20 protein-coding genes are annotated in these 21,537 nt (G+C 56.9%); 8 read left to right on the top strand and 12 right to left on the bottom strand.

Annotated elements, in window-relative coordinates; translation table 11 throughout:
• The first annotated feature begins 104 nt into the window (after positions 1-104).
• Genes potA through potD form a run of 4 tightly spaced genes read left to right on the top strand, consistent with a single transcriptional unit; the run spans position 105 to position 3,885 of the window.
• The gene (gene potA, locus ACFQW4_RS07410; protein ID WP_377724606.1) at positions 105-1,217 is read left to right on the top strand and encodes a spermidine/putrescine ABC transporter ATP-binding protein PotA; all 1,113 of its coding nucleotides are present in this window, start codon (positions 105-107) and stop codon (positions 1,215-1,217) included.
• Positions 1,201-2,061, top strand: a complete 861-nt coding sequence (potB, locus tag ACFQW4_RS07405) for a spermidine/putrescine ABC transporter permease PotB (RefSeq protein ID WP_377724604.1) — start codon at positions 1,201-1,203, stop codon at positions 2,059-2,061. The genes potA and potB overlap by 17 nt, the downstream gene beginning before the upstream one ends.
• On the top strand, positions 2,058-2,831 hold the full coding sequence (gene potC / locus ACFQW4_RS07400; RefSeq protein ID WP_061716930.1) for a spermidine/putrescine ABC transporter permease PotC: 774 nt from the start codon (positions 2,058-2,060) through the stop codon (positions 2,829-2,831). The genes potB and potC overlap by 4 nt, the downstream gene beginning before the upstream one ends.
• 10 nt (positions 2,832-2,841) lie before the next feature.
• Positions 2,842-3,885 carry a spermidine/putrescine ABC transporter substrate-binding protein PotD gene (gene potD / locus ACFQW4_RS07395; protein ID WP_192413637.1) on the top strand — a complete coding sequence of 348 codons (1,044 nt, stop codon included), beginning with the start codon at positions 2,842-2,844 and terminating at the stop codon, positions 3,883-3,885.
• A gap of 109 nt (positions 3,886-3,994) precedes the next feature.
• On the opposite strand, the gene cobB is transcribed toward potD, so the two are convergent.
• From cobB to lolC, 4 genes are all read right to left on the bottom strand, one after another.
• Positions 3,995-4,828 carry a Sir2 family NAD+-dependent deacetylase gene (gene cobB / locus ACFQW4_RS07390; protein ID WP_101760816.1) on the bottom strand — a complete coding sequence of 278 codons (834 nt, stop codon included), beginning with the start codon at positions 4,826-4,828 and terminating at the stop codon, positions 3,995-3,997.
• A gap of 97 nt (positions 4,829-4,925) precedes the next feature.
• Positions 4,926-6,170: a lipoprotein-releasing ABC transporter permease subunit LolE gene (gene lolE / locus ACFQW4_RS07385; RefSeq protein ID WP_377724601.1), complete on the bottom strand. Its 1,245-nt coding sequence runs from the start codon at positions 6,168-6,170 to the stop codon at positions 4,926-4,928.
• Complete coding sequence (gene lolD / locus ACFQW4_RS07380; protein WP_008103026.1) at positions 6,170-6,871, bottom strand: lipoprotein-releasing ABC transporter ATP-binding protein LolD; 702 nt, start codon at positions 6,869-6,871, stop codon at positions 6,170-6,172. The genes lolE and lolD overlap by 1 nt, the downstream gene beginning before the upstream one ends.
• Positions 6,864-8,063 (bottom strand): lipoprotein-releasing ABC transporter permease subunit LolC, encoded by a 1,200-nt coding sequence (lolC, locus tag ACFQW4_RS07375; protein ID WP_101760818.1) that lies wholly within the window; start codon positions 8,061-8,063, stop codon positions 6,864-6,866. The genes lolD and lolC overlap by 8 nt, the downstream gene beginning before the upstream one ends.
• Before the next feature lie 229 nt (positions 8,064-8,292).
• Between lolC and ACFQW4_RS07370 the strand changes: the two genes are divergently transcribed.
• Together ACFQW4_RS07370 and mfd are read left to right on the top strand one after the other, a co-directional pair.
• On the top strand, positions 8,293-8,502 hold the full coding sequence (locus ACFQW4_RS07370) for a hypothetical protein (RefSeq protein WP_377724598.1): 210 nt from the start codon (positions 8,293-8,295) through the stop codon (positions 8,500-8,502).
• A 104-nt stretch (positions 8,503-8,606) separates the two neighbouring features.
• Positions 8,607-12,050, top strand: a complete 3,444-nt coding sequence (mfd, locus tag ACFQW4_RS07365) for a transcription-repair coupling factor (RefSeq protein WP_377724596.1) — start codon at positions 8,607-8,609, stop codon at positions 12,048-12,050.
• Positions 12,051-12,231: 181 nt separating this feature from the next.
• On the opposite strand, the gene ACFQW4_RS07360 is transcribed toward mfd, so the two are convergent.
• The 8 genes from ACFQW4_RS07360 to hinT form a co-directional block, all read right to left on the bottom strand.
• On the bottom strand, positions 12,232-12,774 hold the full coding sequence (locus ACFQW4_RS07360) for a glycine zipper 2TM domain-containing protein (protein ID WP_007885735.1): 543 nt from the start codon (positions 12,772-12,774) through the stop codon (positions 12,232-12,234).
• 296 nt (positions 12,775-13,070) lie between these two features.
• Positions 13,071-14,375, bottom strand: a complete 1,305-nt coding sequence (locus tag ACFQW4_RS07355) for an NAD(P)/FAD-dependent oxidoreductase (RefSeq protein ID WP_085982480.1) — start codon at positions 14,373-14,375, stop codon at positions 13,071-13,073.
• Between the two features lie 212 nt (positions 14,376-14,587).
• Entirely contained in the window at positions 14,588-15,130 is a 543-nt protein-coding gene (gene ycfP / locus ACFQW4_RS07350) for an alpha/beta hydrolase YcfP (protein ID WP_210080512.1), read from the bottom strand.
• Positions 15,131-15,169: 39 nt separating this feature from the next.
• Positions 15,170-16,213: a beta-N-acetylhexosaminidase gene (gene nagZ, locus ACFQW4_RS07345; protein WP_377724593.1), complete on the bottom strand. Its 1,044-nt coding sequence runs from the start codon at positions 16,211-16,213 to the stop codon at positions 15,170-15,172.
• 15 nt (positions 16,214-16,228) lie between these two features.
• Positions 16,229-17,071, bottom strand: a complete 843-nt coding sequence (gene thiK, locus ACFQW4_RS07340) for a thiamine kinase (RefSeq protein ID WP_376753509.1) — start codon at positions 17,069-17,071, stop codon at positions 16,229-16,231.
• Complete coding sequence (gene lpoB / locus ACFQW4_RS07335) at positions 17,031-17,627, bottom strand: penicillin-binding protein activator LpoB (RefSeq protein WP_101760823.1); 597 nt, start codon at positions 17,625-17,627, stop codon at positions 17,031-17,033. The genes thiK and lpoB overlap by 41 nt, the downstream gene beginning before the upstream one ends.
• A 10-nt stretch (positions 17,628-17,637) precedes the next feature.
• Positions 17,638-18,003, bottom strand: a complete 366-nt coding sequence (locus ACFQW4_RS07330; protein WP_110865934.1) for a YcfL family protein — start codon at positions 18,001-18,003, stop codon at positions 17,638-17,640.
• A 17-nt stretch (positions 18,004-18,020) separates the two neighbouring features.
• The gene (gene hinT, locus ACFQW4_RS07325) at positions 18,021-18,371 is read right to left on the bottom strand and encodes a purine nucleoside phosphoramidase (RefSeq protein WP_101760825.1); all 351 of its coding nucleotides are present in this window, start codon (positions 18,369-18,371) and stop codon (positions 18,021-18,023) included.
• Between the two features lie 356 nt (positions 18,372-18,727).
• Between hinT and ACFQW4_RS07320 the strand changes: the two genes are divergently transcribed.
• Both ACFQW4_RS07320 and ACFQW4_RS07315 read left to right on the top strand, forming a co-directional pair.
• Positions 18,728-20,332: an MFS transporter gene (locus tag ACFQW4_RS07320; protein ID WP_280172687.1), complete on the top strand. Its 1,605-nt coding sequence runs from the start codon at positions 18,728-18,730 to the stop codon at positions 20,330-20,332.
• Positions 20,329-21,468 carry a glycoside hydrolase family 105 protein gene (locus tag ACFQW4_RS07315; protein WP_101760827.1) on the top strand — a complete coding sequence of 380 codons (1,140 nt, stop codon included), beginning with the start codon at positions 20,329-20,331 and terminating at the stop codon, positions 21,466-21,468. The genes ACFQW4_RS07320 and ACFQW4_RS07315 overlap by 4 nt, the downstream gene beginning before the upstream one ends.
• Positions 21,469-21,537: the final 69 nt, after the last annotated feature.

Here is a 21,537-nt window from a genome sequence, read left to right as displayed (position 1 = left end):
ATGGCATTGACACATTTTTGCGGTATCATCGCGCCCTTCATCACAGCAAGCGGCCACCAGCGGCTATGCTGTAACCTGATTCACCATCAGACTGAGTGACTAAAATGACGCAAACACGCGCGCCTGCGCTGGTTACGCTTTCTGGCATCAGTAAAGCTTTTGATGGCAAAACCATCATCTCTGACTTTGACCTGACCATCCGTCACGGCGAGTTCATCACGCTGCTTGGCCCTTCCGGCTGCGGAAAAACCACCATTTTACGCTTGATTGCCGGGCTGGAAGCGGCCGATCGCGGTCATATCATTCTTGATGACAATGACATCACCGATCTGCCCGCCGAGCATCGCCACATTAACACCGTGTTTCAGAGCTACGCGCTGTTCCCGCACATGTCGGTGTTTGAGAACGTCGCCTTTGGCCTGCGCATGCAGAAAACCCCGGCGGCGGAGATCACCACGCGCGTTAACGATGCGCTGGCGATGGTGCAGCTGGAGAGTTTTGCCGATCGCCGTCCGCATCAGCTTTCGGGCGGTCAGCAGCAGCGCGTGGCGATTGCGCGCGCGGTGGTCAATCGCCCGAAAGTGCTGCTGCTGGACGAGTCGCTGTCGGCGCTGGATTACAAGCTGCGGCGCCAGATGCAAAACGAGCTCAAAGCGCTACAGCGTAAGCTTGGCATCACCTTTGTGTTTGTGACGCACGATCAGGAAGAGGCGCTGACCATGTCCGATCGTATCGTGGTAATGCGCGATGGCCGCATCGAACAGGACGGCACGCCACGCGAGATTTACGAAGAGCCCGCCAACCTGTTTGTGGCGCGCTTTATTGGCGAGATTAACGTGTTCGATGCCGAGGTGCTGAACAGCGATCATGCGCCTACAATCCGCGCGCGCGTGGAAGGCCTTGAATGCATGCTGCAATGTGATTTCCCGGTCAGCGTCGGCGATAAACTGCACGTGCTGCTGCGCCCGGAAGATCTGCGCGTTGAAGAGATCGACCACGACAGCCGCAGCGATAATCTGATCGGCTTCGTGCGCGAGCGCAACTATAAAGGCATGACGCTGGAGTCTACTGTTGAGCTGGAGAACGGCATGCTGCTGACGGTGAGCGAGTTCTTCAACGAAGACGATCCCGATTTTGATCACTCGCTGAACCAGAAAATGGCCGTCAGCTGGGTCGCCAACTGGGAGGTGGTGTTGCCGTATGAAGTTGATGCGTAACCGCCTGCAGAAAGTCATTGTCGCGCTGATCGTCAGCTGGCTAACGCTGTTTGTGCTGCTGCCTAACCTGATGATTTTCGCCACCAGCTTCCTGACGCGCGATGATGCGCATTTTGTCAGTATGGCCTTCACCCTCAATAACTACACGCGGCTGCTCGATCCGCTCTACGCTGATGTGCTGCTGCACTCGCTGAATATGGCGTTGATCGCCACGCTGTGCTGCCTGCTGCTCGGTTATCCGTTTGCCTGGTGTCTGACGAAACTGCCGGCGCGCCTGCGTCCGCTGATGCTGTTCCTGCTGATTGTGCCGTTCTGGACCAACTCGCTGATCCGTATCTACGGTCTGAAAATCTTCCTCAGCACGCGCGGCTGGCTGAATGAATTTTTGCTGTGGCTTGGGGTGATCGATAAACCGTTTCGCATCATGTACACCTCGGAAGCGGTGATTCTGGGGCTGATCTACATTCTGCTGCCGTTTATGGTGCTGCCGCTCTACTCCAGCCTGGAAAAGCTGGATAAATCCTGCCTCGAAGCGGCGCGCGATCTTGGCGCGAACAAAGTAAAAACCTTTTTACGCATCATTCTGCCGCTCACCATGCCAGGCATTGTCGCTGGTTGCCTGCTGGTGTTTATCCCGGCGATGGGCTTGTTCTTTGTAGCGGATTTGCTGGGCGGCGCGAAAAACCTGTTAATTGGCAACGTGATTAAGAGCCAGTTCCTGAATATCCGTGACTGGCCGTTCGGTGCTGCCACCAGCATTGTGATGACGCTGCTGATGGGGATGATGCTGCTGGCTTACTGGCGCGCAGCGCGTATGCTGAACAGCAAGGTGGAACTGCAATGATGGCGCGCTGGTTACGTGGCGGCTTCATGGCCGTGATTTATGCCTGGTTTTATATCCCGATCATCATTCTGATCGTCAACTCCTTCAACCGCTCGCGTTTCGGCATTAACTGGCAGGGCTTCAGCACGCAGTGGTATCGCCTGCTGATGAATAACGACAGCCTGATTCAGGCGGCACAACATTCATTGCTGATGGGCGTGCTCTCTGCCAGCTGCGCCACGATTATCGGCTCGCTGACCGCCGTCGCGCTCTATCGCTATCGCTTCCGTGGTAAACCGTTCGTCAGCGGCATGCTGTTTGTGGTGATGATGTCGCCGGATATCGTGATGGCGATTTCGCTGCTGGTGCTGTTTATGCTGCTGGGCATTTCGCTGGGCTTCTGGTCGCTGCTGTTCTCGCATATCACCTTCTGCCTGCCGTTTGTGGTGATCACCGTCTATTCGCGCCTGAAAGGGTTTGATGTGCGCATGCTGGAAGCCGCCAAAGATCTTGGTGCCAGCGAAGTCACCATTTTGCGCAAAATTCTGCTGCCGCTGGCGCTGCCGGCGGTCGCAGCGGGTTGGCTGCTGAGCTTTACGCTGTCGATGGACGATGTCGTGGTATCGTCGTTCGTCACCGGCCCGAGCTTCGAAATTTTGCCGTTAAAAATCTATTCGATGGTGAAAGTTGGCGTGTCACCGGAAGTGAACGCGCTGGCGACAATTTTGCTGCTGCTGTCGCTGCTGTTGGTGGCGCTCAGTCAGCTGTTGCTCCGTGATAAAACCAAATAGAGGATAATCGATGAAAAAGTGGTCTCACTGGCTGGCGGCTGGGGCGCTGGCATTGGGCATGCAGAGCGCGCAGGCGGACGCCGGCAAAACGCTCTACTTCTATAACTGGACCGAATACGTGCCGCCGGGACTGCTGGAGCAGTTCACCAAAGAGACCGGCATCAAGGTGATTTACTCCACCTACGAATCCAATGAAAGCATGTATGCCAAGCTGAAGACCTGGAAAGATGGCGCCTACGATTTGGTGGTGCCTTCAACCTACTTCGTCGCCAAAATGCGTAATGAAGGCATGCTGCAAAAGATCGATAAAACCCAGCTCAGCAACTTCAAAAACCTCGATCCTAACCTGCTCAACAAGCCGTTTGATCCTAACAATGATTACTCGATCCCCTATATCTGGGGCGCGACCGCCATTGGCATCAACACCGACGAAGTGGATGCCAAAAGCATTACCCGCTGGGCCGATTTGTGGAAGCCTGAGTATAAGCAAAGCCTGCTGCTGACCGACGATGCGCGTGAAGTGTTCCAGATGGCGCTGCGTAAGCTGGGCTATTCGGGTAACACCCGCGATCCCAAGCAGATCGAAGCCGCTTATGAAGAGTTGAAAAAGCTGATGCCGAACGTGCTGGCGTTTAACTCCGATAATCCAGGAAATCCGTTTATGGAAGGCGAAGTGAACGTTGGGATGATCTGGAACGGTTCCGCCTACGTGGCGCGCCAGGCAGGCACGCCGCTGCAGATTATCTGGCCGCGGGAAGGCGGGATTTTCTGGATGGATAACCTGGCGATTCCGGCCAATGCGAAAAACCGTGAAGGCGCGCTGAAGCTGATTAACTTCCTGCTGCGTCCGGATGTGGCGGCACAGGTGGCGGAAACCATCGGCTATCCCACGCCAAACCTGGCAGCGAAGAAGTTACTGCCACAGGAAGTGGCCAGCGATCCTTCGCTTTATCCTGCTGAGGATGTGATCAAAAACGGCGAGTGGCAAAACGATGTCGGTGACGCCAGCGTGCAGTATGAGACGTTGTTCCAGAAGCTGAAGGCGGGACGTTAACTCTCTGCGGCTTCCCCTCACTCTGCCCTCTCTCGCAAGCGGGAGAGGGTTCCGTCTAGCCCCTTCTCCCTCTGGGAGAAGGTTGGGATGAGGGAAAGCGCACACAAACCTACTTATACAACCCACGCAAAAACGTATGCACAAACTCCGGCACCACTTCGCTTGCTAAGCCGTAATGACGCTCGGCAAACTCATTGCCGACCTGGCTCGGTTCCAGATTCAGCTCCACGGTATGCGCGCCCTGCAGTTTCGCTTCGTGGACAAAACCGGCGGCGGGATAGACATGGCCCGACGTGCCAATGGCGATAAACAGATTCGCCTGTTCAATCGCCTGATAAATCTCTTCCATCCCCAGCGGCATTTCGCCGAACCACACGATGTGCGGGCGCAGCATGGCCGGGAACTGGCAGCAGGTGCAGCGATCGTCCGCGGTTAAATCTTCGGTCCAGTCCAGTACTTGTCCACTGCTGACGCAGCGCACTTTCAACAGTTCACCGTGCATATGCAGCACGCGCTGGCTGCCGGCGCGTTCGTGCAGGTTATCGATATTCTGCGTCACCAGCAGGAAGTTATCGCCCAGCACCTGCTCCAGTTCCGCCAGCGCTTTGTGCGCGGCGTTAGGCTGAATTTCTGGCTGCTGCAGCTGTTGACGCCGCGCGTTGTAAAACGCCTGCACCAGCGCCGGATTGCGTTGAAAACCTTCCGGCGTAGCGACATCTTCAACGCGATGCTCTTCCCACAAGCCATCGGCGGCGCGGAAAGTGCGAATACCGGATTCGGCGGAGATCCCCGCGCCAGTCAGCACCACCACGCGCGGTTGCGGATGCGCGGCCAGTTCAGCTTTGCGATCGCGCTCGAAGATGCGCTGCCGAAAGCGCTGATGCACCTTGCGGCGGTTTTTTTTGTCGCGGGCGAGTCGTAGGCGGCGGCGCGGTATGCGCATAAAAGCTCCTTATCTGCGGCGTTTATTGCCGCGCATCGGGGATTTTTCGGGCTACTCTGCCCGATAATAGCAGCCGCACAGCGGCTGCGTTTTATCTTTACTGACCGCTGAGTACGCGGGCCGGATCGATACGGCTGGCGCGTCGTGCCGGATACCAGCTGGCAATCAGGCTCAGGACAATCGCGGTGGCCAGCACCGAAATCACATCAATCCAGTGCAGTTCGGACGGCAGGAAATCGATAAAGTAGATATCGCCCGCCAGCAGCTGATGCCCGGTCAGTTGCTCAAACACGCGCATCACCGGCGTGAGATTGAGCGCTACCAGCACGCCGACCACCACGCCGCTGACGCTGCCGAGCAGGCCCGCCAGCAAGCCGTACCAGATAAAGATGGCGCGGATCAAACCATCTTTGGCCCCCAGCGTGCGCAGTACCGCGATGTCGCTGCTCTTATCTTTCACCGCCATCACCAGCGTCGAGACGATGTTAAAGCAGGCCACGCCAATCACCAGCACCATGGCTAAATACATAATGGCGCGAATCATCTGGATGTCACGGTACATGTAGCCGTAAGTGCCAATCCAGCTCTTGATGTAGACGTAAGAGTGCGTCACTTTACCGGCGTCATGTATCAACTTCTGCGCCTGGAACGGGTCATTCATCTTCAGCGCAATACCGCTGACGCTGTCGCCCATATCCAGATATTTCTGCGCATCGGCCAGCGGCACCAGCGCCAGGCTGTGATCGAGCATGCCGCTCAGTTGCAGCACGCCGCTGACCTGCAGACGAATACGTTTTGGCTGCAGCAGCTTATTCTCGCCATCATTATTGGGGATCATGATGGTGATCCAGTCGCCCTGTTTCACATTGAGCGATTTAGCGATGCCGCCACCCAGAATGATTTGCTGTTTACCAGCCGCGAACTGCGACCATGCATCTCCGGCCACAAAGCTCGGCAAGGCGCTAAGACGCGCTTCCTGCTGCGGATCGACGCCTTTCACCTGCAGCGCCTGCAGCTTTGCGCCGCTCTCAATCAGCCCGGTGAAGTTGATATAGGGCGCTGCGGCGGCAATGCCGGCCACCTGCTCAATCGGCGCGATCATCGGTTGCCAGTTACGGAACGGCTGATTCACCGGCTCGATTTCACCGTGCGGCACTACCGCCAGAATGCGGTTGTTGAGCTCACGCTCAAAGCCGTTCATGGCGCTCAGACCGATGATCAGCACCGCCACGCCCAGCGCAATGCCGATGGTGGAGATGATGGAGATCAGCGAGACCATGCCACCACGCCGCCGACCGCGGCTAAAACGCAGCCCGAGCAGCAGGGATAATGACGAAGCCATCAGATCACTCCCAGCGTCAGTTGGTCGCTCAGCTCACCGTCGCGCATCTCCATCTGGCGGCTCAGGCGTTTCGCCAGCTGCAGATCGTGCGTCACTACCAGAAAAGCGGTGCCCTGTTTAACGTTCAGCTCGCCGAGCAGTTCAAAAATCGCGTCGGCGTTGCGCGCATCGAGGTTACCGGTAGGTTCATCGGCCATCACCAGCCGCGGACGATTCACCAGCGCGCGGGCAATCGCCACACGCTGACGTTCACCGCCCGACAGTTCAGAAGGCCGATGCGCAGCACGTTTTTCCAGCCCGACCGCCGCCAGCATTTCACGCGCGCGTGATTCCGCTTCCGCTTTGCCAATTTTGCCAATCAGCAGCGGCATCGCCACGTTCTCCAGCGCGCTAAAATCCGGCAGCAGATGGTGGAACTGATAGATAAAGCCCAGCTCACGGTTGCGCAGCTCGGCTTTCGCGGCCGACGACATCGCATTCAGCGATTTACCATCAAAAATCACATCGCCTGACGTCGGCGCATCCAGGCCGCCGAGCAGATGCAGTAAGGTACTTTTACCCGAACCGGAGCTGCCGACAATTGCCGTCAGTTCACCCGGCTGCAGGCTGAAAGCCACATTGCGCAGCACATCGGTCTGCACGCTGCCTTCCTGATAGCGTTTGCACAGGTCACGACACTGCAACAAAGGAGTATTACTCATAACGTAAAGCCTCAGCGGGTTGGACGGCGGCAGCGCGCCACGACGGATAAAGGGTAGAAAGCAGCGCGACGGCCATTGAGACCAGCGCAATGGTGATCACCTGCAACACATTGATGTCGACCGGCAGCGCCGCGCCATCAAGGAACAGACCAATCACCGGCATCAAATTATTCAGCTGGCTGGCAAGCAGCACGCCAAGCACGGTGCCCAGCAGCGCGCCAATAATGCCCGCGCTGGCGCCCTGCACCATAAACACCGCGACAATCTGGCGACGGGTTAAACCCAGCGTTTGCAAAATGGCCACTTCGCCCTGCTTCTCCATGATCAGCAGGCCCAGCGAGGTAATGATATTAAAAGCCGCCACCGCGATGATCAGGCTCAGCAGCAGCCCCATCATGTTTTTTTCCATGCGTACCGCCTGGAACAAATCGCCTTTGCGTTCGCGCCAGTCTTTCCACGTCAGGCCCTCCGGCAGTTTCTGCTGGCTGAGCGCATCAACGCTTAACGGCTTATCCAGCCACAAACGCCAGCCGGTGATGTTGCCGAGCGGATAGCGCATCACGCGTGACGCATCCTGCTGATTGACCAGAATTTGATAGCCATCCACTTCGCTGTTGGCGGCATAGGTGCCAGCCACGGTGAAAATACGCTGGCTCGGCAAACGTCCTACCGGCGTGAACTGGCTGACCGATGGCACCATCAGACGCAGCTGATCGCCGCGCTTCACGCCCAGCTGTGCAGCCAGCTGTTCACCGAGGATGACGTTGTACTGGCCCGGCTGCAGCACGCTTTGTTGGGTGTTGACGAGGAATGGCGTCAGCGGATCCTGTTCGTCGGGATTGATGCCGAGCATCACGCCGACCGAGACGTTACGCGCGCTTTGTAGCACCACATCGGCGGTGGTCAGCGGTGCGATGCGCTTAACCCCTTGCAGTTGGAGATTATCGGCGGGCAACGCCTTCGGACTGATGCTGCCTTTTTCGCTGGTGATCAGCGCCTGCGGCATCAGGCCGAGGATATTGCCTTCCAGCTCGCGCTCAAAGCCGTTCATCACCGACAACACGGTGACCAGCGCCAGCACGCCGAGCGTAATGCCGATAGTTGAGAGCCAGGAGACGAAGCGACCAAAGCGGTCTGAGGCACGTCCACGCATGTAGCGTAAACCGATGAATAACGCGACTGGTTGATACATGAGATCCGTCTTGGCAGTTGCCTGAAAATAAGTAGTGGGATGATAAAGGAGGCGTCCTCTTTATGAAACCTCTAACCCTCTGAGTCTGCGGCAAAGTTGTGTCAAAAACCGTCCCAGCCAACGCTTATGCATAAAATTGCGACAAATTAATGATGTTATTTGTACGTTTATTCGTCATCGGCTGGCGTAGACTTAAAGGTGAATTACCGTAGGCGACGAGGAGTACACCATGTTCAAGTTCCCCAAAAGCAGCATTGTTAAGCATAAATCGGGTGAAATTAAAGGCGAGATCGTCAACGTTTTTGAACAGGGAGATGCGCCAACCGGCTATTACGTGAAGTGGGACGACGGCAACCACAGCTACCATCTGGAGCAAGAGTTGTCCTGGGCCAATGTTGATCGTCCACGTATGCACTACACACAGCAATCGAGTAAGTAGCTCAACCGGCAAAAGTGTGAGAAATCGCACTACGACAGATGATCCTCAGGGCGGATTATGGAATGATGACGCCCTGTAATCCAAGGAGAGAATGTCGAGATCCCATGTCGGAACAGAGTCGTTATACCCTGCCAGTCAAAGCCGGCGACCATCGCCAGCTCGGCCAGCTCGTCGGCGCCGCACAAGCGCTTGAGTGCGCCAGCATCACCGAACGCCACAGCGGTCCGGTGTTGATGATTACCCCGGATATGCAATCTGCCCTGCGTCTGCAGGAGGAGATTCGCCAGTTCACCGATCTGCCGGTCACCCATCTCGCTGACTGGGAAACGCTGCCCTACGACAGCTTCTCGCCGCATCAGGACATCATCTCAGCTCGCCTCTCCACGCTGTATCAACTGCCCAACTTAACGCGCGGAATGCTGATTATGCCGGTCAACACTCTGATGCAGCGCGTATGTCCGCACAGCTTCCTGCACGGCCATGCGCTGGTGATGCAGCAAGGGCAAAAGCTGTCGCGCGATGCGCTGCGCGATCAGCTGGAGCAGGCCGGTTATCGCCACGTCGATCAGGTGATGGAGCACGGTGAATACGCCACGCGCGGTGCGCTGCTCGATCTGTTCCCAATGGGCAGCGACCAACCTTATCGCATCGACTTCTTTGACGATGAGATCGACAGCCTGCGTCTGTTTGATGTCGATACGCAGCGCACGCTGGAGGCGGTCAACGCGATCAACCTGTTGCCGGCGCATGAATTCCCCACGGATAAAGCCGCCATCGAGCTGTTCCGCAGCCGCTGGCGCGAAACCTTTGACGTACGGCGCGAGCCGGAGCATGTCTATCAGCAGGTGAGCAAAGGCACGCTGCCCGCCGGTATCGAATACTGGCAGCCGCTGTTCTTTGAGCAGGCGTTGCCGACGCTGTTCAGCTATCTGCCCGCCAATACGCTGCTGCTCAACAGCGGCGATTTGCTGGCCAGCGCCGAGCGCTTCTGGCTTGACGCCAACGCGCGCTTTGAGAATCGCCGTATCGATCCGATGCGCCCGCTGCTGGAGCCGGTCACGCTGTGGCTGCGTCCCGACACGCTGATGAGCGAACTGAAAGCCTGGCCGCGCATGCAGTTAAGCAGCGAGACGCTGCCGGAAAAAGCGGCGAATACCAATCTCGGTTATCAGCCGCTGCCGGAGTTGACGGTGCAGGCGCAGGCCAAAGCGCCACTCGATCTGCTGCGTCAGTTCCTTGAACAATTCAGCGGTCAGGTGATTTTCTCGGTTGAGAGTGAAGGCCGGCGTGAAAGCCTGCAAGAACTGTTGGCGCGCATTAAACTGCGTCCACAGGCTATCGATCACTTTGATCAGGCCGCCAATCAGCCGCTTAGCCTGATGATTGGCGCCAGCGAGCGCGGCTTTATCGATACGCAACGCCAGCTGGCGTTGATTTGCGAAAGCGATCTGCTTGGCGAGCGCGTCAGTCGTCGTCGCCAGGATAATCGCCGCACCATCAATCCTGATGTGCTGATCCGCAACCTCGCCGAGCTGCATCCTGGCCAGCCGGTGGTGCATCTGGAGCACGGCGTGGGACGTTATATCGGCCTGACCACGCTGGAAGCCGGCGGCATCGTCGCTGAATATCTGATGCTCTCCTATGCGGGCGACGCCAAGCTGTACGTGCCGGTTTCATCACTGCATCTGATTAGCCGCTATGCTGGTGGCGCGGATGAAAACGCGCCGCTGCATAAACTTGGCAGCGATGCCTGGTCACGCGCGCGGCAGAAAGCCGCTGAGAAAGTGCGCGACGTGGCGGCGGAGCTGCTGGATATTTATGCTCAGCGCGCAGCCAAAACCGGCTTTGCCTTTAAGCACGACCGCGATCAGTATCAGCTGTTCTGCGAAGGCTTCCCGTTTGAAACCACGCCGGATCAAGGCCAGGCGATCAACGCGGTGCTGAGCGACATGTGTCAGCCGCTGGCGATGGATCGTCTGGTGTGCGGCGACGTCGGCTTTGGTAAAACCGAAGTGGCGATGCGCGCTGCGTTTCTGGCGGTTGAGAACGCCAAACAGGTCGCGGTGCTGGTGCCCACCACGCTGCTGGCGCAGCAGCATTACGACAACTTCCGCGATCGTTTCGCTAACTGGCCGGTGCGCATTGAAATGCTGTCGCGCTTCCGCACCGCCAAAGAGCAGAGTCAGGTGCTGGAACAGGCGCGCGAGGGCAAAGTCGATATTCTGATTGGCACCCATAAGCTGCTGTCGAGCGACCTGAAGTGGCACGATCTCGGCCTGCTAATTGTCGATGAAGAGCACCGCTTTGGCGTGCGTCATAAAGAGCGGATCAAGGCGATGCGCGCCGATGTCGATATCCTGACGCTCACCGCCACGCCGATTCCGCGCACCCTGAATATGGCGATGAGCGGCATGCGCGATCTGTCGATTATTGCCACGCCACCGGCACGACGCATGGCGGTGAAAACCTTTGTGCGTGAGTACGACAGCCTGGTGGTGCGCGAGGCAATCCTGCGTGAAGTGCTGCGCGGCGGCCAGGTTTACTATCTCTACAATGACGTGGAAAACATCGAGAAAGCGGCGCAGCGATTGGCCGATCTGGTGCCGGAAGCGCGCATTGCCATTGGTCACGGTCAGATGGGCGAACGCGATCTGGAGCGGGTGATGAATGATTTCCACCATCAGCGCTTTAACGTGCTGGTGTGTACCACCATCATCGAAACCGGTATCGACGTACCCAGCGCCAACACCATTATCATCGAACGCGCCGACCACTTTGGTCTGGCGCAGCTGCATCAGCTGCGTGGCCGCGTGGGACGTTCGCACCATCAGGCCTATGCGTGGCTGCTGACGCCGCATCCAAAAGCGATGACCACTGATGCGCAAAAACGTCTGGAAGCTATCGCGTCGCTGGAAGATCTTGGCGCCGGTTTTGCGCTGGCAACCCACGATCTGGAGATCCGCGGCGCGGGTGAGCTGCTCGGCGAAGATCAGAGCGGCCAGATGGAAACCATCGGCTTCACGCTGTATATGGAGCTGCTGGAGAACGCGGTCGATGCGCTGAAGGCGGGCCGCGAGCCGTCGCTGGAAGATCTCACCAGCAATCAAACCGAAATTGAACTGCGTATGCCTGCCCTGCTGCCAGATGATTTTATCCCGGATGTGAATACTCGCTTGTCGCTCTACAAGCGCGTGGCCAGCGCCGCCGATGAGCAGGATCTGGCGGAACTGAAGGTTGAGATGATTGACCGCTTCGGCAAGCTGCCGGATGCAGCGCGTAATCTGCTGGATGTTGCCGGGCTGCGTTTAGTGGCGCGCGAGTTGGGGATTCGTAAGATTGAAGCCAGCGACAAAGGCGGATTCTACGAGTTTGCGCCGCAGAATCAGGTTGATCCGGGCTGGCTGATTGGCCTGCTGCAGAAAGATCCTCAGCAATGGAAGCTGGATGGCCCAACGCGATTGAAGTTCACCCGCGATATGGCGGACCGGAAAATCCGTATGGAGTGGGTGCAGGGATTTGTTAGCGAGCTGGCGAAAAACCGGGTTTAGTGGATATCCGCACGGAATCGTAGCGGCGCGATTCATCGCGCGCCTTTGACTCCGTGCGCCATTGATGATGCGCAACAAATTGCGCCGCTACGAATCCGTGCGCGTTGAGGATCTCACACATAAAAAAAAGCGCCTTGCGGCGCTTTTTTCGTTACTGCTGCTGTGATGCATCTTTGCCCAATTAGGCCTGATTTGAATTCAGGATCAGCTGACCATTACGGTCGAGCGGAATGCGGGTACCAGGGTCGTTTTCCATGCGGATTTTGCCCTGCTGGTCGCCTATTTTATAGGTCACGTCATAACCCAGCATTTTTTCCTGTTTGTCATATACCGTTTTGCAACGCTGCTCGTTGGTGGTGTACGTGTCGCGATCCTGCAGCGCACCCTGCACCTGATTACCACCGTAACCGCCAGCTAACGCGCCCGCTACCGTAGCCACATCGCGTCCGCGTCCACCACCAAACTGATGGCCCAACACGCCGCCGGCTACCGCGCCCAGCACCGAACCGGCAATGCGATTCTCATCCTGAACCGCACGACGATGGGTCAGCGTCACATTGCGACACTCCTGTCGCGGCTGCTTGATGCTCTCTTTAATCGGCGTCGCCGACAGAACTTGTGCAAACTGCGGGCCGCGATCGAAAACATCCATGCTGGCGACTGCGGCAACACCTAACGCTGCTGCCACGCCGATACCGATACCCGCTAACATTGATTTATTCACAGGAATATCCTCCTGAAGGTTGTTACCGCGCATTCCTGCCGCTACCCAATCCTGGGTAACCGAGGCATAACCGGCGTGCGCGCCGCGCCGTGTTTGTTGGTGATAAGTTTTACAGATGGACCGTAATTGCAACATCAGATTAATGGAGGAAACGCAGCGGAAACCCATCAGGGCCAGCTTTTAGGAGAGTTCCGAGATCGGGTGAAATAGTGCCGTAACCTTAAGCTGAACGTGCAGTTTTCAGCGGGTTACGGCAGCTGGTGTGGCGTAGGGCGGCATTCACCGCCCGAAAATCATCAGTGCAGCTTGAGACGCGGACGCAGGACGCGGTTAAGACTGCCGACCAGCATCATAAGACCGGTCTTGAAGTATCCGTGGAGCGCAATCTGGTGCATACGATATAGAGAGATGTAGACAAAACGCGCAATGCGCCCTTCCACCATCATCGATCCGCGCATCAGGTTACCCATCAAACTGCCGACGGTGCTGAAGCGCGATAGCGACACCAGCGAACCGTGATCTTTATAAACATAAGCTTTCAACGGTTTGTCTTTACGCTGTGCAAGGATGTTCTCCAGCGCGCGCGACGCCATTTGATGCGCTGACTGCGCGCGCGGCGGTACAAATCCGCCCCCCGGCAGCGCACAGGAGGCGCAATCACCAATCGCGTAGATGTCGTCATCCAGCGTGGTTTGCAGCGTCTCTTTTACCACCAGCTGATTGATGCGGTTGGTTTCCAGACCGCCAATCTCTTTCAGGAAGTCTGGCGCTTTGATACCGGCCGCCCACACCATCAGGTCGGCGTCGATGAATTCGCCGCCTTTGGTATTCAAGCCGTTTTCGGTGGCGCTGGTGACCATGGTTTGCGTCAACACGCGTACGCCAAGTTTGGTCAGCTCCTGATGCGCCGCCGCCGAGATACGCGGTGGCAGCGCCGGCAGAATGCGTTCACCGGCTTCCACCAGCGTGACGTTCAGCGAGCTGCTATCCAGACCTTTGTAGCCGTAGCTGTGCAACTGTTTCACCGCGTTATACAGCTCTGCAGAGAGTTCCACGCCGGTGGCGCCGCCGCCGACAATGGCGATGTTGACTTTTTCCAGGCTGCCTTCGCTGGCCGAGAAACGCAGGAACAGGTTGAGCATTTCGTTATGGAAACGACGCGCCTGATGCGGGTTGTCGAGGAAGATGCAGTGATCTTTTACGCCCGGCGTGCCGAAGTCATTTGAGGTGCTGCCAAGCGCGATGACCAGGCGATCGTAGGCCAGCTCACGCTGCGGCACTAACAGTGCGCCTTCCGCATCGCGGATTTCGGCCAGCTCAAGGGTTTTGTTTTCACGATTGATTTGCGTCAGCGATCCCAGCTGGAACTGGAAACCGTGATTACGCGCGTGCGCCAGATAGCTCAGCGCATCAATCCCTTCGTCCATCGAACCGGTTGCCACTTCATGCAGCAGCGGTTTCCACAGATGACTGTGGTTACGATCGACCAGGATGATCTCGGCTTTCTTCTTGCGTCCCAGCTTGTGACCGAGCTGTGTTGCCAGCTCTAAGCCGCCAGCACCACCGCCGATGATAACGATTTTTTCCATAGATGTAGTCAACAAAGACCCCCTCAAAGTTGTAAACCAATAGTTAATTAATGGTTAATAAAAACCTTAATAAACATAGGGTTGGCGACGTTAAATCGCGAGCTGAGGGCAGAATATCACGGCGTCAGAGACATCACATAAGAAAATTGATGTACATCAATCTTTCAGCTGCATTATCAGAATGTTACACATTTTATGCGCCGCATCACACGGCGCGCGGACGGTCAGGCGAGGAGTTTGAAGGTTTTGATGCGCTGCAAATGCGGCGCGATGTTCTTGAATTTGTGGCTGGCTGCGTCATCCCAGATGATTTCATAGAACGGCTGCAGGTACGTCGCGCTGCGCTGATTATCCAGCGCTTCATCTTGTCTAGACAAAATCGCCAGACACTTTTCGCGGTTCTTTTCGCGGAAATCGTTGACGCACTTAGTGGCGATATCGAGATACTCTTCCGGGCGATCGATTTTGCCTTCCATGTTCTCAAACGGGAACAGATTTGGATTGAAGATCACCTGACGCATGCCGCACAGGAAGCCAATACGTTCGGCCCAATAACCGCCCAGCCCAACCCCGCAAATCAGCGGATGCGCATCGTCGCCCTGTTGTAGCAGCTTGTCGCACTCTTTCAGCAGAAACTGCATGTCGTGTTTGGGATGGCGGGTGCTGTAGCTGACTAATCTGACGTCCGGGTCAATAAACTGCAGCTGCAGCACCTTTTCATGGTTGCCCGGACTGTTGGAATCAAAACCGTGCAGATAGATGATCATGATTATCCTCAGCGTGGAGTGAAATCCGGGCAGCGATGCTTATCTGCCCGAGGCTTTGTGCGCCAGCCAGCGCTCTTGCAACGCGCTTAACTGACGCTGATTTTGCCGCCAGCGCTCGCTTGCCAGCAGGCTTTGACGGGTAAAACGCCCTTGATGGTATAACTGCGTCACGCGCTCTGCCCCGATCGGCGTCAAGTTATCCAGCACGCTCACCGCGCCCGCGCGTTGATTGCACACCAGGATCATATCGCAACCGGCATTCAGCGACTGCTGCGCGCGTTCGGCGTAGCTGCCCATCACCGCGGCACCTTCCATCGACAGATCGTCAGAGAAAATCACGCCGTTAAAGCTGAGCTCCTGGCGCAATACGGTTTGCAGCCAATACGGCGAACCGCTGGCAGGCAACGGATTCACCTCAGTATAGATAACGTGCGCCGGCATCACCGCATCAAGCAGCTGCTCGTCGATCAACTGCTTAAAGATCGCCATGTCATGCTGACGCAACGTGGCGGCATCGCGGTTGTCGCGCGGCGTCTCTTTATGCGAATCGGCACTGACCGCACCGTGACCGGGGAAGTGTTTGCCGGTAGTTTTCATGCCGGCTTCATGCATGCCGTTGATAAAACGGCGCGCGACCTGCAGGGCGATGGCCGGATCTTCATGGAATGAACGATCGCCGATCGCCGCGCTGATGTGACCAATATCGAGCACCGGCGCGAAACTGATGTCGATGTCCATGGCGATCATTTCCGACGCCATCTGCCAGCCCGCCTGCTGCGCCAGTTCACCCGCGCTATTCAGATCGTGCAGCGCGGCGAAGGATTGCATCGCCGGCAGCTGCGTGAAGCCGTCGCGGAAACGCTGCACGCGACCGCCTTCCTGATCCACCGCTACCACCAGACGATTGCGCGAAGCGGCGCGAATCTGGCGCACCAGCTCTGCTAACTGCTCGACATCGTGGAAGTTGCGGGCAAACAGAATCAGTCCGCCCACCAGCGGATGCTGCAGAATTTCGCGTTCTTCGGCGTCCAGCTCATAGCTTTCGACGTCAAGCATCAGCGGTCCGGGTGTGTTCATGGTCATGATTAAAATCCTGAGTTAAAGGTCGTGCCAGCTAGCCTGCGCCAGCTGCAGTAAGGTGTCATCCTGGCTCTGCTCGGCACGCAGCTGATACCAGCTGGCCATCAACAGCTGCAGCCACGGTTGCCAGCGCTGCATCTGGCATGCCAGTGCTGGCTCATCCAGTTGCGCGCGCGCGGCGTAATCAGCAATCCACGCGGAACGCGTATCGCCATCAACCGCACACACCGCCGCCAGCTCCAGCGCCACGTCACCGTCGGCGGCATATTCCCAGTCGATTAGGCGTAAACCTTCCGGCGTGGCAATCAGGTTGCCGGCGTGGACATCCATATGCAGCGGCGCCAGGCGCAGCGGCTGCGGTTCGCCCTGTTGTAATAAGCGTTGCAGACGACGCTGCCAGCGCCAGTGACGCTGCCGGCAAAGCTGCCAATAGCGCTGTAGCAGCGGCGCTAAGCGTAAACGGTAGCCGGTGAGCGGCTGTTGATGCAGACGCTGCAGCAGCGCCACAATCGCCTGCCGCTGCGCGTTAAACTGCGCGGAAGTGAGCACCTCGCCCGGCATCCAGCTTTGCAGCAGCCAGGGATGGCGCCACGCCAGCGGCTGCGGCCCCAGCTGTGCATGCCGCAGTTGCTGCAGAATGCGGTATTCGCGCTGGCGATCGACAAACGGGATCGGCTGCGGCGGCGCACGTCTCGCCAGCAATTCGCCCTGCGGCATCTGCACGCGCACGCTTTGCCCGCTCAGTCCCGGCAGCGCGAAAAAATGACCGGCAGCTTGCGCCGTCGGCCATTGTTGCTGAAGCAGGTTTTGCAGCTGGGGATCAGGGTTGAGCAACACCGTTTCCTGACCAGATGATTTCACCGGTTTGTACCAGCATCAGCTGCATTTGCAGCGTCGGTGATTTCACATCGCCCTGCGCATTGCTGTAGAGCACATACTGCGCGTTAACGTTGCGCGCCAGGCCAATCGCTTTACTGCGCGAGTTGAGGCTGTCATCCGGCGACAAGCCCAGCGTTTGCTTGGCCTGCGCCAGCTGTTCTGGGGTGATCAGCGTGAACTTGCCGTTGTTGGCCAGCGCATTTTGAATCGCGTCGGTGGCTTTATCGGTTTGCAGCGCGCCATTAGTACTGTTCTTGATGCGATCCACCAGCAGCACGCTGCCCGGATTTACGCCTGAAGATTGCACCATCTTACCGACCAACGGCTGGACGCTGGCATCCCAGTTAATGGTTTTCAGCTTTGGTGGCTGCGGCACGGTTTGCGGCGGCGGCACTGGCTGCGGCGTAGGTTCAACCGGCTGAGTGGGCGTGGTCGGCTGCGTGGGTTCTACCGGTGCCGGCGTCTGTTGTTGCACCACACAACCGGTGAGCATTAGCGCAAATAACAACGCGCCCGAACGTTTTACACTGCGAATCACAGCTTACTCCTCAAAGATAAAGATAGAGACGCACCTTACTGGCGGTCGGATTGCCCATTTGTGAGGCCACTTCTACGCTGCCGTGTGCCGGAACGATTTGGCTTTGCGCCGGCTCTTCCGGCGTGATTTCCAATCCTTTGTCGTCGTACCAATAGAAACGATAGTGCACTTTCACTGGTGTTTCACGCTGGTTGTACAACATGCTCATGGCACGCTGCTGACCATCTTGTTCGGTCAACTTCGGATCATCGGTAATAATGCCCGCGGATAACACCGCCGATTCCATCACCAGCGACTGCGAGGTATTAATCATCGGCTTATCGCTGCTGCAACCTGCAAGGGTCAGCAACAGCAAGCCACTCAGCCATTGACGCATCACGTTGTCCGCCTGAGTTAGCTGGCCAGCATCGGGCCCAGCGGCTGACCGCCAACCAAATGCATATGGATGTGATAAACCTCCTGACCGCCATGGCTGTTGCAGTTGATGATCAGACGATAGCCATCTTCGGCAATGCCTTCATCACGGGCAATTTTGGCGGCTACGGTGATCATCCGGCCCAGCGCCTGCTCGTGTGCGGGCTGCGCATCGTTGGCGGTGGGAATCAATACATTGGGGATGATCAAGATATGGGTAGGCGCTTTGGGCGCGATATCACGGAAGGCGGTGACCAGTTCGTCCTGATAAACCACGTCGGCGGGGATCTCGCGACGGATGATTTTACTGAAAATGGTTTCTTCAGCCATGGTGCATTTCCTTAAGCCTGAGTTCAGTCAGGCAGTATGCGTGAGGAATTCCATTTCTTTCAACCTCAGGACCACAATTCCTGCATTAAATGGCTGCCTTTAAGCCGTTTTCTCACTTCGCCACGCATTGTGCTGAAGCTCGCATTTCTAACCTCTCATTAACCACAAAAATGAAACGCTGTTTTATAAATTAGAGATATCACGCCATTTTCTTTGTGATTTTGCCACTCACCTGCAGGTCATTGCGAAATCACGAAGGTTTGCCAGCTTAAGCCGCTCTACTTTCAATCCAATCCGCGCAAGTTGTACGGAGTGATGAGGGATGTGTTTACCGACTAATTCAAGGAGAACCTGCCATGCGCTCTCGTAAGATTGGCCTGGGCCATTATCTGGCCTATGGGTCCGGGGATTTCCTCGGTGCAGGCACCACGGCGCTAACCGCCGCCTGGCTGCTCTACTTTTACACCACCTTTTGTGGGCTCTCGCCGATTCAGGCGACCTTCATTTTCGCTGCCGCCCGCGTGCTGGATGCGGTGGTGAGCCCGCTAATGGGTTTCCTGACCGATAACTTTGGTTCGACCTGGCTCGGTAAGCGCTTTGGCCGCCGCAAATTTTTTATCCTGCTCGGTATTCCGTGCGTGTTCAGCTACAGCCTGATGTGGGTTGGCGACATGAGTTTTTGGTGGTATCTGCTGACTTATCTGCTGTTCGATATGGTCTACACCATGATTCTGGTGCCTTACGAAACGCTGGTACCGGAGATGACCGATGATTTCAAACAGAAAACCCGCTTCTCTGGCGCGCGTATTGGCCTGGCGCAGCTGTCGGCCATTCTGGCAGCGTTCCTGCCGGGCATACTGATTGGCTGGTTTGGCAAAGAGAATCCGATCTCCTTCTTCTACGCCAGCCTGGTGTTCTCGGTGATTTGTGCGCTGGTGTTAACGTTGGTGTGGCTGTTTACCTGGGAACGCGATCCCGACGATTTCTCTGCCGAATCGCGCCGCGCCGAGCAGGAAAAATCACAGCTGACCTTGCTACAGAGCCTGAAGCGCCTCTACACCGAGCTGGCCTCAACGCTGCGCATTCGTATTTTCCGCCAGCATCTGGGCATGTATCTCGGCGGCTATATCGCGCAGGACGTGTTTAACGCGGTGTTCACCTGGTATGTGGTGTTTGTGCTGATGCAAAGCGCGCAGATCGCCTCCAACCTGATGGGCACCATGGCGGTGATGCAGTTTATTGCGGTGATGGCGATGATTCCGCTGTGTATCCGCCTTGGACCTGCGCCTGCGTATCGTATGGTGGTGGTGCTGTTTGGGCTTAGCGCCCTCTCCTACGCCGGATTGTGGTACACCGGCATGAACGACAACTTCGCTCTGCTGGTACTGATTTCCGGTCTTGCCGGTCTTGGTCGCGGCGGCATCAACTATGTGCCGTGGAATACTTACACCTATATCGCTGACGTCGATGAAGTGATTACCGGCCAACGTCGCGAAGGCATTTTTGCCGGCATCATGACGCTGACGCGCAAAGCCTCGCAAGCAGGTGCGGTGATGTTCGTCGGTATCGTGTTGCAGCTGGCGGGCTTCTCTTCCGGCCAGGCCACGCAGGTGCCGGCTGTCGGCCATACCATTCTGGCGATCCTCAGCGTGGGCACGCTCTGTGTGCTGGCCTGCGGCTTCATTATTTCACTGCGCTTTAAACTCAATCTGCAAACCCACACCGTGCTGCGCGAAGAGACGTTGAAAATGCGCGAAGCCGGACGCGTGGTGCCAGAGCGTATTTCGCCACAGGCGCGTGAAGTGGTCGAAATGCTGGCGGGCATGCCGTATGAAAATCTGTGGGGCAATAACAACGTCGGGTATCTCAACCGTCACAAGCCTTCCGCACCGCCGCTGCCGACGCAGCCACGATCTTTACCTTCTCTCTCTACCCTGATTAACGATAGGAATGAACCATGACTGTATTTCCTGTAAAGCACAGCGCGTTACTGCGCCAGCCTGAATATCTGTTGCCACGCACTGAGCTGGTGCAGTTGATTCAGCGGCTAACCCATAATCTGGTGAATATTACCGATCACAGCGGCGAGTTTTTGCTGCGCCTCGATGATGGCCGCGTGATCGATACCAAAGGCTGGGCCGGTTGGGAGTGGACGCACGGCATCGGCCTGTACGGCATGCTGCACTATTATCAGCAAACCGGCGATCAAGCGACGCTGAAGATTATCGATGACTGGTTCAGCACGCGGCTGGCGGAAGGTACGCCAACCAAGAACGTCAATACCGTCTGCCCGTTCCTGACGCTGGCGTATCGCTATGAAGAGACGCGCAATGCCGCGTGGCGACCGGTGCTGGAGCGCTGGGCTGAATGGGTGATGTATGAGATGCCACGCACCGAGCAAGGCGGCTTGCAGCACATCGTCTACAACAATGAAAACACTCAGCAGCTGTGGGATGACACCTTAATGATGAGCGTGATGGCGCTGGCAAAGATTGGTCAGCTGCTGGATCGTCCGGAGTTTGTCGAAGAAGCCAGTTATCAGTTCCTGATTCATACCCAATATTTGATGGATCGCCAAACCGGTTTGTGGTTCCACGGCTGGACGTTTGAGGGGCGGCACAATTTTGCCAACGCACGTTGGGCGCGGGGCAATAGCTGGTTGACTATCGTCATTCCTGATTTCCTCGAGATGATGAACTGGCCGGAACAGCACGCCACGCGGCGTTTCCTGCAGCAGGTGCTGGAGAGTCAGGTGAAGGCGCTGAGCGCCTGTCAGCACAGCAGCGGTTTGTGGCACACCTTGCTCGACGATCCCAACAGCTACCCGGAAGCCTCCGCCACCGCCGGTTTCGCCTATGGCATTCTTAAAGCGGTGCGCAAACATTATCTTTCGCCCGAATATTTGCCGCTGGCGGAGAAAGCGTTGCGCGGCGTGATCGGCAATATCGATGAGGATGGGGAATTGAAGCAGGTGTCGTTCGGCACAGCGATGGGCAGCGATCTGGCGTACTACCGCCAGATACCGCTCACCTCGATGCCGTATGGTCAGGCCATGGCGCTGCTGTGTTTGACGGAGTATTTGCGGGTTTATCTGTAAATAAAAAAATGCCCTCATTTGAGGGCATTTTTACGCACAGTAAGTAATGTGCGTTGAAGCGGCGGCAGA

The sequence above is a fragment of the Pantoea sp. GCM10028869 genome (assembly GCF_042666835.1).
Lineage (GTDB): Bacteria > Pseudomonadota > Gammaproteobacteria > Enterobacterales > Enterobacteriaceae > Pantoea > Pantoea leporis.
This window is presented reverse-complemented; position numbering and strand designations above follow the sequence as displayed.